This window comes from Chryseobacterium caseinilyticum (genome assembly GCF_014837145.1).
Classification (GTDB): Bacteria; Bacteroidota; Bacteroidia; order Flavobacteriales; family Weeksellaceae; genus Chryseobacterium; species Chryseobacterium caseinilyticum.
On sequence record NZ_JACYFS010000001.1, the window covers coordinates 1,572,376 to 1,594,722 of the forward strand.

Below are 22,347 nucleotides of genomic sequence, written 5' to 3' on the forward strand. Positions count from 1 at the left end.
TCTTGTTTAAGCGTATTTAATCATGATGTTTTCAATCGTATTGGCTACATCTTCAGCTTTATCGGTTACGATTTCAAGATAGTTCAATACGGAAGAAACTTTGATAATATTGATGGCATCATTGGTTTCAAATAAATCAACCATAGAGTTTGAAAGCAGATCATCAGCAATATTCTCTATAGAATTTACTTTGATACATGCTTCTTTTACCTGCTCCATATTTTTGAAACCTTTAAGATTCTTCATCGCATTCTGAATTTCAATACATGCTTTGTGAATCAGTAAAGAGAAATCTGAATAAGCCTTCATCTCAGGAGACTTGTAAAGGAAAATATATTTTGTAGAAGCGTAAATGTAATCTGCGATATCATCAAGACCTGTTGCAAGAGTGTGAATATCTTCTCTATCGAAAGGAGTAATGAAGTTTTTCCCCAGTTCCACAAAAATCTCGTGAGTCAACTCATCGTTTTTGTGCTCGTAGTCGCTCATTTTTTTCAACATGGTATCGTCGTTTACGTCAAAATCTTTGATCCCGTTATTGAACTCTTCAGACATAGCCACAAGGTTGTCGGTTACTTTTTCAAAAAGTACGAAGAAGATTTTATCTTTTGGTTGAAAAGCGTGGAAAATATTACCAATTCCCATTGTAAAGTATTTATTATAATTCGTGTGCAAATTTCTAAAAAAAGCTTCTTAACAAAAAGCATCCAGCGTTAATTTTTGTTCATATTGGAAGAAACTTTTTAACAATAGAAATTAGAGCTTAATATGATTAGCCACCCCACTAAACAAACCTTACAAGTTGCTATTATTCAATGATTTAAATAAATAAAAGCCGACAAAAATGCCGGCTTAAATTATATGGTATGAATAAGATTAGTTAGCTTCTTCAGCTCTCATATCTTTTCCTTTAAACTTCATAGACTGAATATTTCCTAAAAGCTCACCTTTAAAAGATTTTTCAACCTCGAAGAATGAGAATTTTTCAAGGATCTCGATGTTACCGATTTCAGCTCTTTTGTTGCCTTTGCTTGAAGTAGCTTTGTTGATAATTTCAAGGACATCAATTTTTTTCAACTGGTCTTTTTTACCTAAATTAAAGAAAAATCTTGTCATATTTTCGTCACGCTGTCTTGGTTTTCCGCCACGGTCGCCTCTTCTTCCATCACGGTCATCTCTTGGCCCTCTATCGCGGTCTCTTCCTCTGTCTCTGTCTCTTCTGTCGCCTCTTCCTCCTCTGTCATCATCTCTTGTACTCATTTTCTGCTCCAGAATATCCTGCTTGTCTTTGTAATAAAGCGCAAGATCTTTTAACTGGAACTGAAGCAATTTGTGCACAAGTTCCTCTTTTGAAAATTCAGAAAGGTCAGGAATTAAAGAATCATCAAATTCGAAGAAATCTTCGTGTACTTCCAGAAGGTTTTCGAAAACCCCAGCTACCTGAGCTTTTACGATATCTTCACCTGTAGGAATTCTTGATTCAGTAATATCAATTTTGGTAACAGATTTTATCTGCTTCAGTTTTCTGCTTTCTTCAGGTTTAATCAAAGAAATAGAAATACCGTCTTTCCCTGCTCTACCCGTTCTACCACTTCTGTGAACAAATACTTCCGGATCATCCGGCAATGAGTAGTGTACAACGTGCGTAAGTGAATTTACATCCAAACCTCTCGCTGCCACATCTGTTGCTACCAGAATATCAATGTTTTTCAGTCTGAATTTCTTCATTACTGTATCTCTCTGCGCCTGAGAAAGATCACCGTGAAGAGCATCAGCTGCATAACCGTTCTGCATTAAGAAATCGGCAACTTCCTGAGTTTCCATTCTTGTACGGCAGAAAATAATTGAATATTGATTAGGGTTTGAATCGATTAATCTTTTCAAAGCCTCCTTTTTCTGACGGTAACCGGCTACATAATATTCGTGTTTGATGTTCTTCTTAACTTCATTAATAGAACCTACAGAAATTCTGTGTGGTTTGGTCAGATAATTTTTAGAAATTCTCTCAACTTCCTTGCTCATCGTTGCTGAGAAAAGGAAAGTCTGTTTTGTTTCAGGAGTTTCGCTCAAAATTGTTTCCAATTCGTCTTTGAAACCCATTGAAAGCATTTCATCTGCTTCGTCTAAAACCAACCAGTGAATTGCAGAAAAGTCTAATGCTTTTCTATTGATGAGGTCGATTACTCGTCCCGGAGTTCCCACAATGATCTGTGGTTTATCCTTTAGAGATCTCATCTGATCCATAATACTGCTTCCCCCGTAAACCGCTGTAGATTTAATGTTCGGCATGTACTTCGTGTAGTTTTTTATGTCTTTAGCAATCTGAAGACATAATTCCCGTGTCGGACAAAGCACCAAAAATTGGATTTTGCGACTCGTATCGTCAATCATATCCAAAATCGGAAGCGAAAACGCTGCTGTTTTGCCTGTCCCTGTCTGCGCAAGTGCGATCAAATCGCGAATATCTGAAAGAATGAAAGGGATAGTCTGTTTTTGGATTTCTGTCGGGCTTTCGTAACCCAGTTCGCCAATTGCCTTAAGTAAATCAGGTCTTAAATTGGACTCCGTAAATAAATTCATTAAATAATATAAAATTTTTGCAAAGGTACAATTATTATTTGGATAATCTCGCAACGTATATTACAGAATCAATAATTTAACATCTTAAATTTGATTCATTTTTTAAAATAATCAAAAAAAATCATCCTTTTTATTCAAAATTTTAAAAATATCATACCCTCGCAGTAATTTAGGACATTCTTTGTTTTAACAGTTAATTTTTATTAATACTTCAAAAATTCATTCTACAATAGATTTAAATTGATTAAATTTGGTTTAAAATCAATCATCGCATGTCTTCAACAATATCAAAAAATACTTTAAATTTTCTACAGAATCTCTCTCAAAACAATAACCGTGAGTGGTTTACGGAGAATAAAAAACAATATACCGATTCGCAAGAAAATATGATTTTATTCATAGAAGATCTTATAGCAGAAATGGGTGTTTTTGATGAAGACATTTTAAAGACAGACGCCAAAAAGACACTTTTCCGAATTTACCGCGACGTACGTTTTTCAAAAGATAAATCTCCCTATAAAACCAATATGGGAGCATCTTTAGGAATGGGAAAAGGCAGCCAGAAAGCAGGCTACTATCTTCATGTGGAACCTGGCAAATCTTTTCTCGCTTCCGGAATTTACATGCCGGACTCTGCAGCTTTAAAAACCATCCGTAAAGAAATTTCGCTGTATTCTGAAGATTTCCTGAAGATTGTTAATCAGAAAGATTTCAAAAAACTTTTTAAAGAGCTTGACCAGGACGACAAACTAAAGAAAATTCCGCAGGGTTTTGAAAAAGAAGACCCTATGGCCGAATATTTAAAACTGAAAAATTTTATTGTGGTCTATCCACTAAAAGACGAAGACCTCAAACATAAAGATGCTGCAAAAAAATTCTCTGAAATATTTAAAGCAGCAAAACCGCTGAATGATTTTTTAAATTCCGCAATATTAAATTCTACAAATTAGACAATAGACACATTGCTCTGAAAATGAACACATTATAATAAGTGCGATTTAATTAAAATTTAACATTTTTCACTACCTTTGCTGGTCATAAAAAAGAAAAACTAATGTCTTTATACCAGCAGCTCGCAGAAAATCTACAGTTTATAAGTCCTGGGTTTTACAAACAGAGGTATTTTAAAAATCTGAAAAACCTCACCAAAGAAAACTTTTCGGCGAGAAATGTAGAACCGGAATTGGTTTGGATAAAAGATTATTTACAGAACGATGCGGTAATTTTCGACATCGGCGCCAACGTGGGAACTTTTCTTTATCAGTTTGAAAACAAACTTAAACATCAGAATATTTTCGCTTTTGAACCCAATAAGAAGCTGAACGTAAGGCTGAAAAGACTTTTCCCGTCGATGAACATTTCTTCTGTGGCACTTTCTGATGAAAACACAACCGCTCAGTTTAAAGTTCCGATTATTAAAGGAAAAATGGTCGCTTCGAGAGGAACTTTAAATACTTCCTACAGAGAAAAAGACGAAGAAAATTCTTATACAGAAACAGTTGAAGTTGTTAAACTGGACGACTGGATAAACTCTGTAAAACTTCCGAAAATTGATTTTATTAAAATTGATGTAGAAGGAAATGAAATGAAAACCCTGCTTGGAGGAAAAAATACCATCCAAAAATACAAACCGGTTTTAATGGTTGAAATGGAACAGCGACATCACGAAACACCCATCTGGAACGAGATATCAGAAGTCGAAAGCTGGGGTTTTGAAGCAAAATACCTCAACAGAAAAACCTTTGAAACAGAAAAACTGACCGAAGAAATTCTGATTAAAAACACAGGCGACGAAAAAAATAAAACCAACTACATCAACAATATCATTTTCCTTCCTAAAAACTTTTAAAAACTGAGTATGAGTGTAGTTGCAAGGCAGGGATTTAAGTATTCTGTAATTGGTTATGTCGCGACATTGATCGGGATGTTTTCTATTTTTATTTTCACCAATAATCTGATTTTTTACGGAAAATTACGGTACATCATGTCTGCGGCAGAAATGCTGGTTCCGTTTGTGGTGTTGGGAATTTCCTATTCGAATGTAAAATTCTTCGGAAAGGCTCAGGAAGATGGTAAAAATCAAAACATGCTGTCGCTTTCTCTTGCGTTGATTTGCATCAATTTTCTCATTTTTCTGATTATCTTTTTTCTCATCCCTTACTTTTTCCCCCACTTTGCAGAAATGAAGATCTGGGAAAGTAAAAAATATATACTTCCATTAGTACTCACACTCTCGCTTTGTGCCGTTCTCAACAGATATATTTCTAATTATAAAAGGATTGTAGTTTCCAATATTTTCGATAATCTTTTACCTAAATTGGCTAATTTAGGTTCGTTCTGTCTGTTTTTTTATTTTCAGTTTTCAGAACAGATTGCATTGGCATTTTTCTTCGGGATGTTTGCTTTAATGCTTTCGGGATACATTTATTACACCAACAAACTCGAGAAGGTACAGCTTGATTTCAGCAGAGATTATTTTAAGAAAGATAATTTTTACAGAGAATTTGCAGCCTATAGTTTTTTCGGATTTCTAGGAACGTTTGGGAATCACATGGCGATCAACAATTATATGATTGGCGAATTTATTGGTGAAGAAGAAATTGCTGTATACAGCATTCTGCTTGCTTTAATCTCGCTTATTTCCATTCCGCAACTGGGTTTATTCAATATTTCCGCACCGATTATCAGAAAAAATCTGGCTGACGGCGATATGGAAGAACTTGACAGATTTCATAAGAAAACTTCGCTTACCATCTACTTTTTAGGAGCCGTTCTGTTCGGCTGCATCATGGTTGGATTTCCGTATTTAACGCACTTTATGCCCAAAAAGGGAGATTTACTGAGAATGTATGAGCCTGTGATTTGGATTTGGGGATCTGCAGTTTTATTGGATCTGGCGACAGGTTTTAACGGAAATATTATTTCGCTTTCAAAATACTACAAATTTAACATCATCGTTATGCTTTTACTGGCAGGACTAACGATTGGATTGAACTGGTACTTTATCAACAACACTGATTTATCTCTGATTGGAATTGCTTTGTCTACGGCTATTTCAGTGACGCTTTACAATATGATAAAGGTGATTTTTAATTATTTTGTGTTTAAAGTTTCTCCTTTTTCTATTGAAATGATTTTCGTGTCTATTATCTGTACTTTGGCAATTACTGTTGCGATTGTTTTGCCTGTTTTTGAGAATAATTTCATCAATTTGATTTATAAACCTGCTGTTGTTTTAATCTTGATTTTTATCGGAAATCATTTCACAAAAATATTTCCCGTTGAAGATTATATCAATATGAAATTCTTTAAAAGCATTTTGAAATTTAAGTAAGATCTGCCAAAAGATTTTCTAAATTTTTGAGAACAGCTTTTTTATTAAATGCCTTCTGAAAGTCGTATTTAAAGTTTTTCAAATCATAGAACTGTTGAATCACATCTTCTTTTTCCTGAACGATAAAATCCATTTTTGAAGAATAATTTTTCGGGAAAACGGCTATTTTTCCAAACTTGATGGCGTCGCCGATATTTCCGGTCATTTTGGTTTTTCCATAAATTTCTTTTTGGCTGAAAAACTCCGTTTCCTGCTGAATCGGACACCATAAAACATCAGCCTTTTTCATCCACATTTCAAATTCTTTCTGCGAAATTCTTTCTGTAAAATATCTTAAATCAAATTTCTCCGAAACTTTCCTGATGTTCATAAGCTCATCTCCTTTTGCCTTTCCAAGAAATACAAATTCAACATCTGCAGCTGACTTTGATTTTTCAATGGTATTTAAAACATGCCTGTAATCACGTCTTTTCTGGGAAACTCCACCTGGTATGACAACCATTAATTTTTCGTTTTCATCCTGAATAAATTCTTTGGTGTAAAAAAGAGGTAAAAACTGATATTCAGATGAAGAAAAACTTTTATCCAAAACAAGTTGAGATGCGTTCTGATAAACTTTGGATGAATTTGTCAATCCCTCTCTCCATAAAAGTTTTAAACGGTAAAAAAGATCTTCCCTGAAAATGTTTTTAATTAAATTAAATTTTGAAGCTTTGGGAAAATTCAGATTGTGAACGATTACAGCAGTCTTAAATTTTTGGGTAATGCTTAAAAATGTATTGAAATACCGATGAACCGTTCCAATAATTATTAAATCATATTTCTTCGATTTCAGCTGGCTTAAAATCACCGACTGATCCGATAGAAAGATGTTTTCAGAATTTTGTGGAATCTGATTTTTGATTTTTTCTGAAAAATAATAATCGACAGAAAATTCTTTGGAATCTTTCATTAAATCCAAAAAATCGGCAGCTATTTCTGCGTGGGTGTCGATTTCGATGTAGGCGATATTTTTCAAACTGATGATATTCTAAGTTTTGGCTAAAGCCAATGAAATATTCTTTTTATTTAAAACTGGCTGAGGCCTGTTCCTATTGAATTATATTTTAAACCATTTCTTTTTAAACATATCCCAGCGCTGCTGATTGATTACTTTCTGTTCATCTTTTGAAATCTTCAGTTCCAGATTTTGAGATTTACATTTTTCATACGAACTGATAATTTGAAACAGAAACGCAGGAGATTTTATTTTCATTGCTTCTTTAGCTGCAGCCACGTAAGTCAGAAATCGGTTTAAACCTAGAAAATAAAAATATCTTCCATAATAATCTGCTGGTTTTATGGTATAATCTGCTCCTTTTACTTTGATTAATTTCACATGTAATTCAGGAATTACAACTTCTTTCCATCCTGAATTCTGCAATAAAATAGCATCAATATTATCCCAACCCAAAGTCTCACGCAAACCACCCATTTGCAGAAAAGATTCCTTTCGGTAAGCTTTCATTGGGCCGCGGACATGGTGTTTATTTGAATTTCCTTCGTACACCCAGTCACCGTTTTTCTCTACATACAAAAGTCCGCCAACCAAACCATAGTCAGAGTTTTTGGCAAAAACATCAGCAACAGTCTGAAGATAATTTTCCTCTAAAATAATGTCAGAATCAAACTTACAGATGATATCAAAATCATTGATATTTTGAGTTTCCAGACCTTTTTTAAATGCTGCAACAACTTTGGAACCTGGCTGATGAGCTGATTTTTGAAGATTAATGGTTTCAAATCTGGAATCCTGATCAGTATATTTTCTGATGACCTCTGAAGTTCCGTCAGTAGAACCGTCATTGACCACGACGACTTTAAAATCCCTTAAACTCTGTTGCTGTAAAGATTCTAAAGTAAACGGTAAGTTGTTCTCCTCGTTGTGTGCAGGAATGATGATTAGAAATTTCAAAATGAAAATTTAGTTTTCAAATTTAGTTTAAATCCAGTAAAAAACCTTCTAATCATCTTTAAAAAGAGTGAAAAGAAGGTTGGATTTTCTGATATAAGAATCTGATCAAATATTATTTTGCAGGATATTTTTGTATTAAAGCCTGTAAAATTGCCCATGTTTCAGCATCCATAATTCCGTCGTAATTCTGCGGTCTGAAGTGATACTGAAGAGCTTCAATGGTTCTTTTAGTGGAATCATCCCACTTTTCGGAAAGGTCAATTCCGTAGCCGAACTTCTGAAGACTGGTTTTCACTAAAAACACAAATGAAGGATCGTTGTATTTTGTTGCAAAATCAGTTACTGCAAGATTATAAAAATTCTGTTTCGTCGCTTCGTCGTACCACATCCCGATCTGATATTCATCGTACAGTTTTTTCCATGGAAACAGAGGTCCCGGATCCTGTTTTCTGGTCGGTGCAATATCAGAATGTGCCAAAACATTGGTTGCAGGAATTTGGTATCTGTCAACAATATCTTTTGCCAACGCAGCCACTTTTTTTACCTGTCCATCGCTGTACGGGAGGAAAGTTTTCTTTCCTGTAGCATCTGCAGTATATCCTACATTAACAATTTCGATACCTATAGAATTATCATTCAAATTTTTATCTGATCTCCAGGTACTGATTCCGGCGTGATAAGCTCTTTTATTTTCGTCAACCAACTGATAAATTTCGTTATCACCAAGATTATTGACAAGGTAATGTGCACTCACCGACTTTTGTGTAAGAGCTGTAAGCGACCTGCTATCATCTAATGCTGTATAATGTAAAATCAAAAACCTCTGTCTAAAATTTTGCCCCATTGATGGAAAATAAGTCTTCACAACTTTATAACCCTGAGGTTTTGCAGATACGATCGAACCGTAACTTGTGGTATTGTCATTATTGGCGATATTGGCAATATTTTCTCTGTAGAATTCTACTCCGTTTTCAGTTTTGACCTGAGGTCTTCTGGCTGCTTCGCTGTCATTGTCGCCTGCAGTTTTGTTTGTGGTAGAAGCAATTTTGGGTCTGTAAGTTGCAGCAACTGTTTTTTTCTTTGCAGCACAGGAAAAAATTAAAGTACTTAATCCGATGATATATAATGTTTTACGCATCTGTGGGTTTTTATAGTCTATTATGAGGGTAAAAATACACATTTTTTTTGTTAAAAATATTTGCTTGGTAATGAAAACTACTCTATATTTGCACTCGCAATAACGGAATAGAGATCTTCAAAATATAAGATAAAGGAGAGTTGCCTGAGAGGCCGAAAGGACATGTTTGCTAAACATGCGTACTGGAAACGGTACCAAGGGTTCGAATCCCTTACTCTCCGCTTTTTATCTTTCTCGGGGCGTAGCGTAGTCCGGTCATCGCGCCTGGTTTGGGACCAGGAGGTCGCAGGTTCGAATCCTGCCGCCCCGACAGTTTTAGATAATTTTTACAAAATTACAAATGGGTGCGTAGCTCAGCTGGATAGAGCATCTGCCTTCTAAGCAGACGGTCTCAGGTTCGAATCCTGACGCGCTCACTAAAAAACTCATAACAGAAGTTGTGAGTTTTTTTGTTTAAAAACAATTTCAAAACATTTTTTATTTCCAGGCCTGAAATCCTTTAATACTGAACATCGATTCTGATGTATTATATTCAGTACTGACCCTTAAGTATTTTTCTTTGTTTTCAATAAAAACAGCCTTGTTTTGGAAAAAGAAAAAATAATCTTTTCTTACAGTTAGTTTACATTTATTAACATTCATCCGTAATAATTCCTGTTGGAGACTTAACCCAATATTTTCAATATAATTTTCTGAAAAATTTTTGTTGGAAACGTGCTCCAAATTTTGAATGCTTTTAGCGTTTATTTTAGAAAAAGCTGCCAAAAGTTTATTTTCAAGATAAAGAGTAAAGGTAAATGAAGCAATCAGCATCAAAAATATAAATATCCAAATTTTATTTTTCATCTAAACATCATTTTACAATGATTAATTATGTTACTCAACTAAAAATATTTTAGTGATAAAGAAACAATTATTAAATGCAACTGAAAGGTTTTTCCTCTTTATCAAATTCTTCCCTGATACCAGATAACAGATTTTCTTTAGACAAAGTTTTTTCATTTTTTTCAATAGCCAATAGAGAGGCGTGAAGAACAGCAGAAACAATCTGAGCACCTGTCAATTCATAATTTTTTGCGAGTTGAGAAATTAATTTTTCATCTGCGGAAACTTTCTTTGGGATTGCATTATGCCAAAGTTTCAAACGTTCTTCCGGAGTAGGTTTTTGAAATTTAATGATAGAATTAAATCTTCTTAAAAAAGCCTCGTCAATATTATTTTTAAAATTGGAAGTCAGAATGACCAAATCGTTAAACTGCTCTACTCTTTGCAATAAATAGCTCACTTCCTGATTGGCATATCGGTCATTAGAAGATTTTGTAGAAGTTCGTTTTCCAAACAAGGCGTCGGCTTCATCGAAAAGAAGAATCCAGTCTTTGTTTTCTGCCTGGGTGAAGATTTTTTCAAGATTTTTTTCAGTTTCTCCGATATACTTAGAAACAACTTGTGAAAGGTCGATTCTGTAAACAGGTCTGCCAAATTCTTTTGCCAAAAGCGATGCCGCCAACGTTTTTCCCGTTCCTGAAGGTCCATAAAATAACGTTCTGAAGCCTGGCAGCGACTGTTTTTTCATTCCCCAATCATTCAGTAGTGTTTGCTGATGTTTAATCCAGAGTTTTATATAATTGATCTGTTTCCGGATATTTTCGTTCATTACAAAATCTTCCCAGTTCATCATCGTTGTCACTTCTTTTGCAGGAAAACTGCTGCTGAATTTAGGTTTTAAATTTTCGCCAAAACAGAGAAGATGAACAGTTTCTTTAGACATAATTAATTTTCCGCTCATGATGGGCTCAGAATCTTTCACATCCTCTATTTTGACGATATTCTCTTTATTAAACCAATGATTACTGTTAAAATATTGCTGTACTTTCAACCGTTTTTCGATTTCATTTTTTGCTAAAATATACTGTACCGTTTCTCCTGTGGGAAACATTCCACGGTGATTTTCTGATCTTGAACCTCCCAATTCAGGAATATCGCCACCTTCGGGATAAACTTCTTTAATAATTTCATCAAAAAAAGACGGATAAACATGAGGCGTGAGTGCCATCAGCAAAATAAAACCTTCTTCGTGAGAAGTTGTTTTGCCCAAAACATCTGAAAAAGTACCTTCAAGAGAAATATCTTTTACAGATTCAGATTTTAAGGATTTTAAGATGAAATTTCTAAGTTGCTGGTTCATAAATTTGATTTATAAAATGGATGATGCCTTGAAAATTTCTTTGTCTGAATAAAATGGCAAATCGATTGACAACATTAATCTTTTCATCATCAGAAATCACCAAGGTATGTCTCAGAAAAGCAATAATTCTATGTTTTATCAAAGGCCAGTCTTTCGGAAATAAAGAAGATTGTCCCATTTGAGAGACCATCATAATCATTGTATTTAAAGTAAAATTGATAACTGCAGGCTTGAAACAATCTGGTAAAAATCTCCAGTAAGGCGATACCAAAATCAGCGGAATCATCCACGGATTATGAGCTAAAATATTGATACGATCCAAGATTGCATTGAAATTTGTGGCCATTCTATTTAGAATTCCAAGCACATTACTGAAAATTACGTTAAATCCTGAAAGACGTGAAATTGCTCTGGAAACGGTTTGAAAAACAAGCGAAGATATCGCCTGAACCACGTTTGTAAAAATGCTGAATATACCCGTCTGTACAACTCTGTTTGCGAGTTCCTGAAAAACCGATTGCAATCTGCCGAGCATCCCCTGCGTCCAATGTAAAGCTGTCGAAAAAACATTTCTGAAGATTTGAATACCTCTCAAGACCGGATTTAAGACCATCTGATTTAGCATATTTCTGGATTTAACCAAAATATTTGTACCCCATGAAGAAGTTACAAACTGCAAAGCTCCATAAAATGCAGCCACAGAATTTGCCACAACTTCCAATGGATTTAATGATGAAAATACCCTGATTGTATTTTCAATTATTGAAGTCGCAATTCTGATGGGATTAAAAGTTTCTCTTATTCTATTCCATATAGGTGTAATTCTGCCAATCAACCATGCCCAGATGGATTCTGTATTTTGCCAGCTGATATTGAAGTTTCGGGAAATCCAATTCCAAACTATCGCAACTCCATTTCTGATTGGAGAAATTAATCTCCAGGCAAGATTTACTTTATCAGTAAGGTATGCAAAAGCATCGCCCGCAAAATGACGGATTGCATCCATCGCCGGAAGGGCAAAATGAGTCCAGACTGAACCTAAAATCCTGTTAATATTATTGAAAGAACTTCTCAATCTGGCTAAAGCACCACCTTTCAGTTGTCTTACAAACTCTACTATTTTCTCTGCTCCCTGAGAAAAACTTCTACATGCATTGTCGGCACTTCCCTGAATGGTCTCAAAAATTCCGTCAACGAAATGATTCAGAATACCAAAAAGTCCTTCCTGCTGTAATCTGCTGAAAAGTCCGCCGGTAATTCTGTCCAACCCTCTTTCAATCATGATCCTAACTGGAGCAATAATATCGGTTCTTAAAAAATTGAGTAATCCGGGAGCCATTGAATTGATGATGGATTCTGCACGTTCTTCAGCCCAGTCGAAAGTTCTGCCGGCAAAATTGAGTAATACACCACCCGTTCTGTCCCAAACTGAAGAAGCAATTTCCCCGATTCTGTCTAAAATTCCTCTTTGAATTTTCGTCTCGTGAGTTGGTTTCACTGCTAGTTTTTTAATATTGCCTCCACTCTGCTGAAGCGTGTGAGTGAGCTCATGTGCAAGCAAAAACCTACCCGAATTTTGGGAAGGATTGTATTCTCCACTCTTAAAATAAATATCATTTCCGACCGTAAAAGCTCTTGCATTAAGTTCGTTACTCATTACATTTGCCCGTGAATCTGTATGAATTCTGACTGACGAAAAATCAACACCAAATCTGTTTTCCATAAAATTTTTGGTACTGCCATCCATCATTTGTCCACTTCCCTGCGAGTCGTGAATTTGATTTTCTATATGTGTCGGGGCAAAATTGGCGTTTAAATTAGATGAAATTGCGGTCGTCGGTTTTTTTCTCACTTTTTCTTCCTCTTCACAATGGGAGCACTTTCTCTGAACTGCATTCATTTTATTTAAAACCAAATCTCCCGCAGACTGAAGAATAGAAGATTTTTGTACAGAAACCTGAGATTGACTGACCACTTTTTCGGCAACAGAATCCGCCTCTGTCTCAAAGACATCATGAGCTGAGCCGATACTCAATTTTTTTTGAATAACAGCGGGAAAAAATGGTTTAGACTTGCTTGCTAAAGCATTTTTAGAATTTTGTTCGCTGATTTTCTGAGCCGCAAACATGGGTTAATTTTTAAAAATTAAATCAATTGATGAATATCACACGGTTGTTCCGTTGGCGTTAGTTGGTTTTGACAAATCCCAATTGTTAATCGCAATCTGTTCCAGAAAACACTTCGTTCTGTAGTTTGTTTTCCGCAGGAGCTGTTTAGAATGAGTTGTAAGCCAATTGTGTCTTGCTTCAGTATATTTTTTAATCCACTTTTTCTCATCTCCACCGTTTACAGGAACATTTTCAGCAAATTTTTCACGGATAAACGCCGGAACACTCCCTGAATGAATGTAGCTATCATAAATAACCAACAAGCTTAAAGCCTGTGTGAATTTATTTTTCTCAAAAAAATGAAAAGCCGGTTGATAATACAAAACTTCAAAAAAATCATCCTGAGATTTTCTCATTACCGGATCCTGTTTTGCAGCTTTTTTAAGCAAACTTTTAAACGCTGCATCGTCTACCAAAGGTATTTTCCCGATTTTTTGAAGATAAACTTTAAATTCTCCAGCATATGCGCCTTTGTTGGCAATATATTTTTCAATAAGCGCCTTCAGATTCCCCTGTTCGGTTGTCTGGCTTCGTCCGTAGGTTATTTGTCTTGAACCGTTTTTGCCATCCGGATAAGTTGCGATAAGATCATATTTCCCATCTTTTGTACCCGTTTCAAATACATTGATGATTTGAATGATTTTGCTTTTTTGTGAAGATGTAATCATGATTTTAAAATTTAAATTAAACCAGCCAATTGTTTAAACTGAACACATCAAGATAAGATTTTCTGAAGTTTCTGACCCGTTTGTAAACACCGTCGCCATTGCTCGAACCATCGTTATTGGTATTGCCTTCGATGGTAATAAATGTATCTCCTACCACATCAACAATTATAGCAGTGTGAATCCAGTCATTTTGAGATTTTCTCACCAAAAGAACATCACCTTTTTTCGCCAAAGCCGGATTGATTCTGATTCTCTCGTTTCGGATCAAGACATTTTTCTGAATTCCATGCGTCCCAACGGTATCGCAGCTGTAACTGATCGGCATCATTTCGGTAAAATTTCTACCATGCAAAGATGTTGCCTGATCAAGAACAGCCTGCACAAAACCCATGCACCAAAGCCAGTCTGAACCCTCGTTTCCACCCATGTAACTTCTTACCCAAGGTCCACAATTGGTTTGTTGTTTGATGACCAATTCAAAAGGAAAGCCTTTTAAATGATTGTGAGCCACTTCCGAAATGGTATCTCTTAAATTTGCTTTTATTGCAGCACCTTCAAAAGAATTTTTGAGGTTTGATGTCAATTTTGTAAAGAGCGATGCCGTCACAATTCCATCTGCCGGCAGGCCTAGAAATTTCTGATAATTTTTCACTGCAACTTCGGTCGCTGTACCGTAATCTCCGTCGATCCCTGTCATTGTACCGATTCCGCGGTGTTGTCTTTCCTGCAGACAGAGCCACGACTGTATTTTTTCAACGTCTGCTTTTTTGTTGGCCAAACCTCTTTTCACAACCGCAGTTGATAGGCTTAATTCTTTTAAATAATTAGTTTTTTTCATGGTTATTTAGTTTTATGATATTAGTTTTTAATGATTCCAATGACAGAACAGAATATGCTCCATCCACGGCGTTTTTATGGTCGAAATTCCCCATGGAATTTGATCCAAAAGAATGTCAACACCTTTTACCTCTATCCAAAGTTCAAGGTTTTCATTTTTAAATTCCAGTTTGCCGTTTCGTTGAAGAAATGTTTCCCGAAGTGCTTGGATTGATGATTTATTCATTACGCTCCAATGCTGAATAACTGCTTTTAATAGATCTTTACATGCCTCTTTTTCCTCATCATTTAAGGGAATATTTACATTAATAACCTCATCGGAAGGCAATCCGCAAAGATTTTTATTTAAAACCATCTTGTCTTCCTCAAAAATCTCATCTCCGTAGACTAAAAAATGCATCAGCAAAACAGCTTTGTGTGATTCAGTTTCACATTTCCATTCATTTTTATCAGTGAGATTGAGTTGCTCAAAAAGTGATGTAAAAAACGGATGAAGGATTGTGAGACCCGAATTTTCTACGTAAATAAATTCTTCTTTTTGAGTTTTATTTTCTTTAATTTCAAAATTTTTAGATTCAGATTCAAGATTGTTTTTCCATTTTTCTATGAAATTTAATTCTTTTTCGGTTAAAACTTGTTTTGAATTTAAAAACTCCAAAATCTCAGTTTTTTCTAAATTCCAGTATTTTTTTGCGGATTGATTTAAAAATTCAAAGACGTTTTCACTGATAATAATTTCGTTTAAAGAAATCAACATCATCAATTCAGAGAAACGTCTTTTTTCTTCATAATTATTAATTTTCAAAACGTTTTCAATATCTGAATATTTATTCTGAACATTCATAAATTGATACAATTCATTTCTAAAATCAATAGGAACTGAGTAAATCCAGCGAAGAATTGTTTGATTCTGATCTTTAAAAATTTCCAGAATTTTATAATAAAATATTTCAGATATTTTAATTTCAACAATCACTGAATTTATATCAGTAAATTTTGAATTTTCTACAATCCGCCCGCTTTTTAAAAATTCCATCAACAAATTTTCCGCATAATTTCCTATGGACAATTTGCCGGAATTTGATTTTTTATCAGAATTTTCAGACCTTGAATTTTCAAGTTTATTTAATCTTAAAAAATTTTCAATATGTTCAAGTGATTTATTTACAATCTCCTCTTTCCAGTATTTTTCTGAAATTTCTGAAATTTCGATTTCCAGATTATCAATCAGCCAAATTTGATTTTCTTCCGAATAACGATTTAAAATCATCTCTAATTTCGGATAGAATTCTTTCTCCAAAACAGACGACAGATTTGCATTCACTTCGTTACCGAACGATTCAGAAGAGCAATTCATATCGATGATATGTTGTCGTATCTGATGCATTTATTTAAACTTTTCCTAAATAAAAATTCGGATAGTGGAATGTAACTGAGCTTACAGAAAACCCTGTAGCAATACCCAATTCCACAGAATTTTTTGGGTAATAGGTATTATTAAAATCGAAAATAATTCCTTTTTCACTAAAAAATATGCTGGTACTTAAAGGATAATCGACTAACGTCTCACCGGTTGAAATCGTAAAGGGAATAAAAAACTTGACATTAGGCGAATTCAGCATTGCAATTTCCTTAAGATATTCCAACATTTTCAAATCCTGTTGCTGAAACGGAAATACAAAAACGTTATTCGACATATTATTGGTCGCATTGGTATTTGTTTTTCTTATTTCAATTCTGAAAGTAAAATTGATGTATTGACCTTTAATCCCTTTTATAGAATAGTACAAAGTATTCTGTAAATTATCAAAAACGGGATTCTTATCTGTCCAAAGATGAAAAAAATCTACTTTTTCAGTCGCCGGAAAAGGTACATTTTCTGTATAATTTAAAATCTCTGTGAGCACATCGCGTACTTCCTGCGCGGTGTTGTTGCCTTTATCTTGTATTGCAGCAATTTTAGCTTCTGCGGTTTGTCTTGTTGCCATGGTATTTTGTTTTTTGAGTTATCGGTTGGTATTAAAATCTTCACTGTCGAAATCCGGGTAATCAAAATCTCCGATTTTCGGTTCTGGTTCGGGAACTACTTCTTTCTCTTTTGCAAGTACAAAATTGATTGCATCGCCATCACCACAACAGATGTAAGGAATGTAAAAATCTGCAATCACAGTCTTGTCTGCAATCGTATCCTGAACGGGAAGCAGAATATTTGGATTAAAATAATAATGTAAATATTTATTGAGATCTATAGCCAATTCAGGATGGTAGTAACTGATGTAGTTTTGCATTTTCAATACTGAATTTTCTACAAAAGTGCTGTAATCCAGATTGGTCACTTGTGATTTCTTCGTTCCAATAACTGTAACCTCATCCAAAACAGTCGTTCTTTCTGCTACAGGTTCAATATTCCTTGCAGCTGTATCTGTAAATCTAACTGATCTTTTTTTGGCTGGTGGATTTTCCTTGTAAACCAAAATAAAAGTACCACCTCTCGGAACGCCGGCTTTGTGCTCTATTCCCGGATGTTTTTCTATAAATCTCTGAAGAGATAATCTTTTGCCAAGCTCTTTCCATTTTTCCTGAGCTGCTTGAAATAACGCTCTGAATTCACCTTTTTCGCAAACCATAGTCACCTCATCCAGATGATCGATCAGATCTTCATCAAATCTAAGATCTTCTTTTCTGGCATTCTGCACAGCCTCTCTAAAAGTGATTGAAAGCTCTTCAATTCTCTCATACACAGGAATAAACTGATGGTAAATTTTAAGAAAAGGAGTCAGAGATTCGTGCATGAAATTTCTTCCTTTTTTCAGATATCGAATGTACTGATCAAAGAATTTCAAATCTTTTATGTAACGATTTCCCCGTATAGATTCCTGATTAAATTCCAGCCATTCAATGATTTTGCCGATTACATTTTCCCAGTTCCGGCGCACCAGATCGTAATCGAGTTCCATGTGACCCCAATCTGTTTCGTCAGTGGCGAGACTGAGCGGAAGATTTTCAAACTGAACAGCATTGAGAGTAATCACCTTGAAAGGCAACTGATGGATTTGCTGAATTTTTAAGATATCCGTCAAAGCATCCTGATAATTTTTGCCGATATGACCTTCAATTCTGAAGAAATTATAAGGTTCCAATTCAAAAAGCAGCGGAGTTTTCACTTCATTTTTTGTTGTGTACAAATTGTGAAGAGAATGGTAAGACAATACAGAATCGCTTTGTTTTTTAAACCATAATTCAGGATTCCATTTGTCTCTTAAATTGAGAATATCGTCATAATAATAAGGTAAAGCTCTTTCAGAAAGCCTGAAGTCTCCGTATTTTGAAGGTGTAATTCTTATTGAAAGATTTTTTCCGACTTTAAAAGAGCTGATAATGTGAGCTAATTTTTCAAAGAGAAGTTTGATTTCGTCTTTATTTTTTCTGTTTTCAGAAGAGGAATTTCCTGTTGTAAAAAACGGTGTTCTGTATGATAAAGACTGTTCATTATTTCCTCCCAAAACCACATGAAAAGGGAATAAACCTTCATCTACACAACATAACGAAAAATCATTTTTCCTGTAGCATTTTATTTCATTATAAGCAGCAACAATATCAGAAATCCAATCCCAAAAATACTGTACGTTAATTGTGCCTTTATACAATTTCAGATTTTTCTCTATCGCAACTTTACATTCATTTAAAACACTTAAACTTTGATTGGTTAAACCTTTATATTCATTATAAATTTTAGAGACAGCATCTGAAATATTTTTTATAAATGTTGTATTGAAAGGCGTTGAGAAGTTTTCTAAAACTTTTTGAGGATTTAAAATATCATTAAACGGAACATTGTATCTCGGAAAAACCAAAGAATTAAAATTATAAGAAGGATATTTTGGAAACAATTCGTTTTTAAAATCAGCTTCCGAAATAGCAATCGGGCGCAGATTAAATTCCAGTCTTTTGCCTTTGTCGTCGCAATTGGTCGTAACACAGTTTTTTTCGTCAACCAGCGTAATTTCAAGTAGAAGAATAATCAGTTTTTCTTCAAAAAAATCTTCTGGAATCGCTTTTTTATTTTCATCTGAACTTTCGGCAGGAAGCAAATCATAGATCTTTTTTAAAGATTGGTAGTTTTTATTATGCTTAAAAATATTGTCCAGATAAGCTTCTTCTTTATAATCCGGAGCCAGAAAAAGATCAGAAAGCTGAGCTTCTTTGTAATGAGTCAACAGTTTTTCTTTCCAGTTGATTTGAAAACCTAAGGAAGTCACGGCAGTTCCACAGGAAATTCTAACCTGGTTTTTTGTGGGAAAAGAAAGTTCCAAACCGCAGGAAATCCCAATTCCTGTGAGATTTTTTCTTGTAATTCTGTCCTGCTCTTCCAGATGACTCACGACCAGATTGAGATCCTTCTGGCTGAGCACCTGATCAGCTTCGAAGACGGGATAAGATGAAGAATTATATGCTTTCATGGTGGTGTTTTTATAAGGTTCCTAATGATGTACTTCCGAGTATGAGAGGGTTTTTGGTTTCGCTGATGTCGCAGTCGTAAAGATTTCCTTCAGGATAAATGGTGTTGAGCTTTTTTAATACATTTACCAAATCGCCAAGCTTTTTCACATAAGCTTTTTGGTCTTCAGTTTTCAGCTTGTGACTGCAGTATTTCTTGCGGTAATCTCTGTATTCTTCGAGCCATTGTCTGTAGGTTTTCTGAAATTCCAACATATCTTCAGTATTAAGCCAACAAATTTTTAAAAGAACATGAGCCGGCGCTTCCTGACGGAAAACTTTCTCTGCAAACTTCCGAAAAGTGAGATTTTTAAACCTCGCCAAATATCCAGGAAGCACAATCGTTGCTTTAAATGAATAGGGATCATCGTTGGCTTCGCTGCTGCAATCGTCGTTCAGACAAACCGACAGCAATTCTTCATCTGTAAAATGAATTTCATTAAATGGCCGTAAAAGAATATGTTCCAGACAGAAAAAGTTTTCGTAATAATTATTCAGAATTGAGATGAGCAGAATAAGGTAATCATAAGCTTGTTGTTCGGTTTCAAATTTCTTCTCGAAACGGGCCATTTTGCGGGTGCCGTCTTTTAGATATAAATAATAATTTCCAGACAGAAAATCTGTTTTGTAAACATTTTGATCCAGAAAATTAAGCTGAGACCATTCCCATTTTACTTCCAGATCAGAGGTCGGATTTACAATTTTAAATAAAAAATTTCCGCTTTCCGTTTCTACAGTCCATTGTTTTTGCTGAGAATCTTCGGTCACGATATTTCGCAGACCAATATTATTGATGCCAAGCAATCCTGCGATTCTTTTTTCATAACCTCCACGATGATTGGTTTTCCAGAAAGGCTGGAAATCATTTTCATCATTGGTATTCCAATAATCTATTCCCAAACCTCTATTACTGCTGATTTCAGGATAATCTTTGAGAAAATTCTGCTTATCCTGAATAATATCTTTAAAATTAAAACTTAAATGAGACGAAGTATTTTGCGTAATCTGATACATCGTGAAAACATACTCATTGAAGCTCTCCGCAAATCTTGCCAAAAGATGATCCAGCGCTCTGTTTCGGCGGTTGCTGAATGAAGATTCCGTTTCGTAAAGTGTTTCTATTTCAGAACATGAAAAGTCTGTTTCAATGGCTTTTTTTCTGTCGGAACTGAAGATTTCATTTGAATAAAATTCTTTTCCTGTAAAATCATCAATTTCGAGCAAAGAAGGAAAATAAGTCTGATGAATAGTCTCTGTATCCAGCAAATTTCCCGCATTGTATAATTGACTAAAAAAGTCTGCCAAAATCTGCTCATAGAAATACAAATATCCCTGCAATTGCTTTGCCTGAGCCTTTCTCAACGGGGTTGCTTTTTCCGAAATTCTGTTTTTCCCTAAACCATAAGTTGCCGGAAAATCGTTTTGAATGCTGTAATATTTGTTGACTTCAAAATGTTCTCCGCTTTCAATTTCAAAATCAGTAGAAATTCCTTTGAGTTTTCTTTGTTGGATCTGGCTTTTATAAAACGTAAATTTCTGATCAACCATCATTTGCTGTGTTTCATTCAACACAAAAGGAATATTTTTCTGAAAAAGTAAAAGTTTAGATCTTTTCACATCAAAAATCGGTTTTTCTTCGCCAGAAAGTTTCAGGATCCATTTTTCGTTGGTTGAGCCTGAAACAGGTTTTCCGAGAAGATTGTAAGCCGTCATCATCAGATTTTTCACAGATACAACCTCCGGAATTTCCATTAAAACAGCAATGATGTCTGAAGCATAAATTTCTTTAATTAAATTTGCTTTTTCAAGTTCAGCATCTTTTATAAAACCATGCATCAGTTTTGGTCCGGTAAAAATATCTTCTGCATGCAATCCTTCTTCTACCAACTGATTTAAAGTGTAAAAATTAATTCTCGGATTAATAATTTTATCGATCGCCATTTGAATCTGACTCATTGCTTCCACCGCATCAGCAGAAGGCTGAAGCTCAATATCAGCACAAATTCCGATGTTTACTCTTTCAATAACTTCAAGACACAGATAATCCTCGCCAAGATTTCTGTTTTGATGTAATGTGGAATTTACTTTTGCAAAACTTTCCTGCACTTTTTTTCTTTTTTGTGCGAAAAGTGAAATGAATTCGCAGATTGGTTTTTCGGTATCGAAATGATTTAAAATTAAATCAACCTCCGTGCTGTCATCCGCAAAAATTCTGAAGTGAAGCTCCTGAGAAGGTTTTGTATATCTGTGAACTACGATAAACACAATGTCTCCGACTTTTTTTACGCTGTCAACTGAGATTTCTCCGGGTTTATCCATCGTACGGAAAAAATCTGATTTGAGATCGCTCCAATTTGTAAACTGAGGAACAATCTGGCAGGAAACCCAATGGTCTTTTTCCCAAAATGCAAAGTTGATCAACAGAGAATTTAAATCTCCAAAATCAGGATCTTCATCAAGCTCAATTTTAATTTTATTTAAACCCCGAACTTTCAGCTCAGAAATTTTTTTACCATTGGCATCAGTGTTTTTTAAACTTAATTTATCTTCCAGACGATTGATCAATATTTTTGATTCAGCATTATTGGGAAGCAAATATCCATTGGAATCTTTTATATTTTTTGTGGGAAGCAGCCATGCGTTTGAGATTCCGTCAATATCAATCAGAAGTTTTCTGTAGTCATTAACTGTAAGTGCTGCGTTGGTATAAATTTCGGCAGCTGTAAAGAAAGTTTTATTTTCAATTAACCCATTTTTCCCTGTCAGAAGGTCCTGAATATTGAAATCTGAGCGGTAACCCAACTCGGTAATCGCATAACAAAGAACTTCCAAAATGGTGATTCCGGGATCGTGGGTATTGTAATCAGTCCAGAATTTGCTTCCCAGTCGTTCCACATATTCCAATCCTAATCTGAACAGGAACTGGAAATCCTGTGACTGTGGAAGCTGTCGCTCTCTGCTGATGAAATTTTGTGTTTCCATGGTT

The 22,347-nt window shown here is 34.9% G+C and carries 17 protein-coding genes and 3 tRNA genes; 6 read left to right on the top strand and 14 right to left on the bottom strand.

The window, feature by feature from the left end; translation table 11 throughout:
* Positions 1-6 precede the first annotated feature (6 nt).
* Together IC610_RS07575 and IC610_RS07580 are read right to left on the bottom strand one after the other, a co-directional pair.
* Entirely contained in the window at positions 7-645 is a 639-nt protein-coding gene (locus IC610_RS07575; RefSeq protein WP_056081940.1) for a DUF47 domain-containing protein, read from the bottom strand.
* A gap of 231 nt (positions 646-876) precedes the next feature.
* The gene (locus IC610_RS07580; protein WP_056081943.1) at positions 877-2,580 is read right to left on the bottom strand and encodes a DEAD/DEAH box helicase; all 1,704 of its coding nucleotides are present in this window, start codon (positions 2,578-2,580) and stop codon (positions 877-879) included.
* 272 nt (positions 2,581-2,852) lie between these two features.
* Between IC610_RS07580 and IC610_RS07585 the strand changes: the two genes are divergently transcribed.
* From IC610_RS07585 to IC610_RS07595, 3 genes are all read left to right on the top strand, one after another.
* Complete coding sequence (locus IC610_RS07585) at positions 2,853-3,530, top strand: DUF2461 domain-containing protein (protein WP_191735989.1); 678 nt, start codon at positions 2,853-2,855, stop codon at positions 3,528-3,530.
* A 104-nt stretch (positions 3,531-3,634) separates the two neighbouring features.
* Complete coding sequence (locus IC610_RS07590) at positions 3,635-4,429, top strand: FkbM family methyltransferase (RefSeq protein ID WP_191735991.1); 795 nt, start codon at positions 3,635-3,637, stop codon at positions 4,427-4,429.
* Positions 4,430-4,438: 9 nt separating this feature from the next.
* A complete protein-coding gene (locus IC610_RS07595; protein ID WP_191735993.1) occupies positions 4,439-5,914 on the top strand; it encodes a lipopolysaccharide biosynthesis protein in 1,476 nt (491 codons plus the stop codon).
* Here IC610_RS07595 and IC610_RS07600 read toward each other — a convergent pair.
* The 3 genes from IC610_RS07600 to IC610_RS07610 all read right to left on the bottom strand — a co-directional run bounded on the left by IC610_RS07600 (position 5,907) and on the right by IC610_RS07610 (position 9,006).
* On the bottom strand, positions 5,907-6,932 hold the full coding sequence (locus tag IC610_RS07600) for a hypothetical protein (protein WP_191735995.1): 1,026 nt from the start codon (positions 6,930-6,932) through the stop codon (positions 5,907-5,909). The two genes, IC610_RS07595 and IC610_RS07600, sit on opposite strands and share 8 nt — an antisense overlap.
* Positions 6,933-7,013: 81 nt before the next feature.
* A complete protein-coding gene (locus IC610_RS07605) occupies positions 7,014-7,868 on the bottom strand; it encodes a glycosyltransferase family 2 protein (RefSeq protein WP_191735998.1) in 855 nt (284 codons plus the stop codon).
* A 112-nt stretch (positions 7,869-7,980) separates the two neighbouring features.
* Positions 7,981-9,006, bottom strand: coding sequence for an N-acetylmuramoyl-L-alanine amidase (locus IC610_RS07610; protein ID WP_191736000.1), 1,026 nt, complete (start codon positions 9,004-9,006; stop codon positions 7,981-7,983).
* A gap of 134 nt (positions 9,007-9,140) precedes the next feature.
* On the opposite strand from IC610_RS07610, the gene IC610_RS07615 reads away from it, so the two are divergent.
* The 3 genes from IC610_RS07615 to IC610_RS07625 all read left to right on the top strand — a co-directional run bounded on the left by IC610_RS07615 (position 9,141) and on the right by IC610_RS07625 (position 9,422).
* A tRNA-Ser gene (locus IC610_RS07615) sits at positions 9,141-9,227 on the top strand.
* Positions 9,228-9,241: 14 nt separating this feature from the next.
* Positions 9,242-9,316, top strand: a tRNA-Pro gene (locus IC610_RS07620).
* 32 nt (positions 9,317-9,348) lie between these two features.
* A tRNA-Arg gene (locus IC610_RS07625) sits at positions 9,349-9,422 on the top strand.
* Positions 9,423-9,483: 61 nt separating this feature from the next.
* Here the strand turns inward: IC610_RS07625 and IC610_RS07630 are convergent.
* The 9 genes from IC610_RS07630 to IC610_RS07670 form a co-directional block, all read right to left on the bottom strand.
* A complete protein-coding gene (locus tag IC610_RS07630) occupies positions 9,484-9,852 on the bottom strand; it encodes a hypothetical protein (RefSeq protein ID WP_191736002.1) in 369 nt (122 codons plus the stop codon).
* A gap of 70 nt (positions 9,853-9,922) precedes the next feature.
* Positions 9,923-11,191: an ATP-binding protein gene (locus IC610_RS07635; RefSeq protein WP_191736004.1), complete on the bottom strand. Its 1,269-nt coding sequence runs from the start codon at positions 11,189-11,191 to the stop codon at positions 9,923-9,925.
* Positions 11,175-13,319: an eCIS core domain-containing protein gene (locus tag IC610_RS07640; RefSeq protein WP_191736006.1), complete on the bottom strand. Its 2,145-nt coding sequence runs from the start codon at positions 13,317-13,319 to the stop codon at positions 11,175-11,177. Before IC610_RS07640 ends, IC610_RS07635 begins: the two co-directional genes overlap by 17 nt.
* Positions 13,320-13,355: 36 nt before the next feature.
* Positions 13,356-14,027 carry a chitosanase gene (locus IC610_RS07645; RefSeq protein WP_191736008.1) on the bottom strand — a complete coding sequence of 224 codons (672 nt, stop codon included), beginning with the start codon at positions 14,025-14,027 and terminating at the stop codon, positions 13,356-13,358.
* A 16-nt stretch (positions 14,028-14,043) separates the two neighbouring features.
* Positions 14,044-14,865, bottom strand: coding sequence for a peptidoglycan-binding domain-containing protein (locus IC610_RS07650; RefSeq protein ID WP_191736010.1), 822 nt, complete (start codon positions 14,863-14,865; stop codon positions 14,044-14,046).
* Positions 14,866-14,892: 27 nt separating this feature from the next.
* Entirely contained in the window at positions 14,893-16,251 is a 1,359-nt protein-coding gene (locus tag IC610_RS07655; protein ID WP_191736012.1) for a contractile injection system tape measure protein, read from the bottom strand.
* Between the two features lie 4 nt (positions 16,252-16,255).
* Positions 16,256-16,852 (bottom strand): hypothetical protein, encoded by a 597-nt coding sequence (locus IC610_RS07660; protein WP_191736014.1) that lies wholly within the window; start codon positions 16,850-16,852, stop codon positions 16,256-16,258.
* Between the two features lie 18 nt (positions 16,853-16,870).
* Complete coding sequence (locus tag IC610_RS07665) at positions 16,871-19,324, bottom strand: hypothetical protein (protein WP_191736016.1); 2,454 nt, start codon at positions 19,322-19,324, stop codon at positions 16,871-16,873.
* A 10-nt stretch (positions 19,325-19,334) separates the two neighbouring features.
* A complete protein-coding gene (locus IC610_RS07670; RefSeq protein ID WP_191736019.1) occupies positions 19,335-22,343 on the bottom strand; it encodes a hypothetical protein in 3,009 nt (1,002 codons plus the stop codon).
* Between the last annotated feature and the right edge of the window lie 4 nt (positions 22,344-22,347).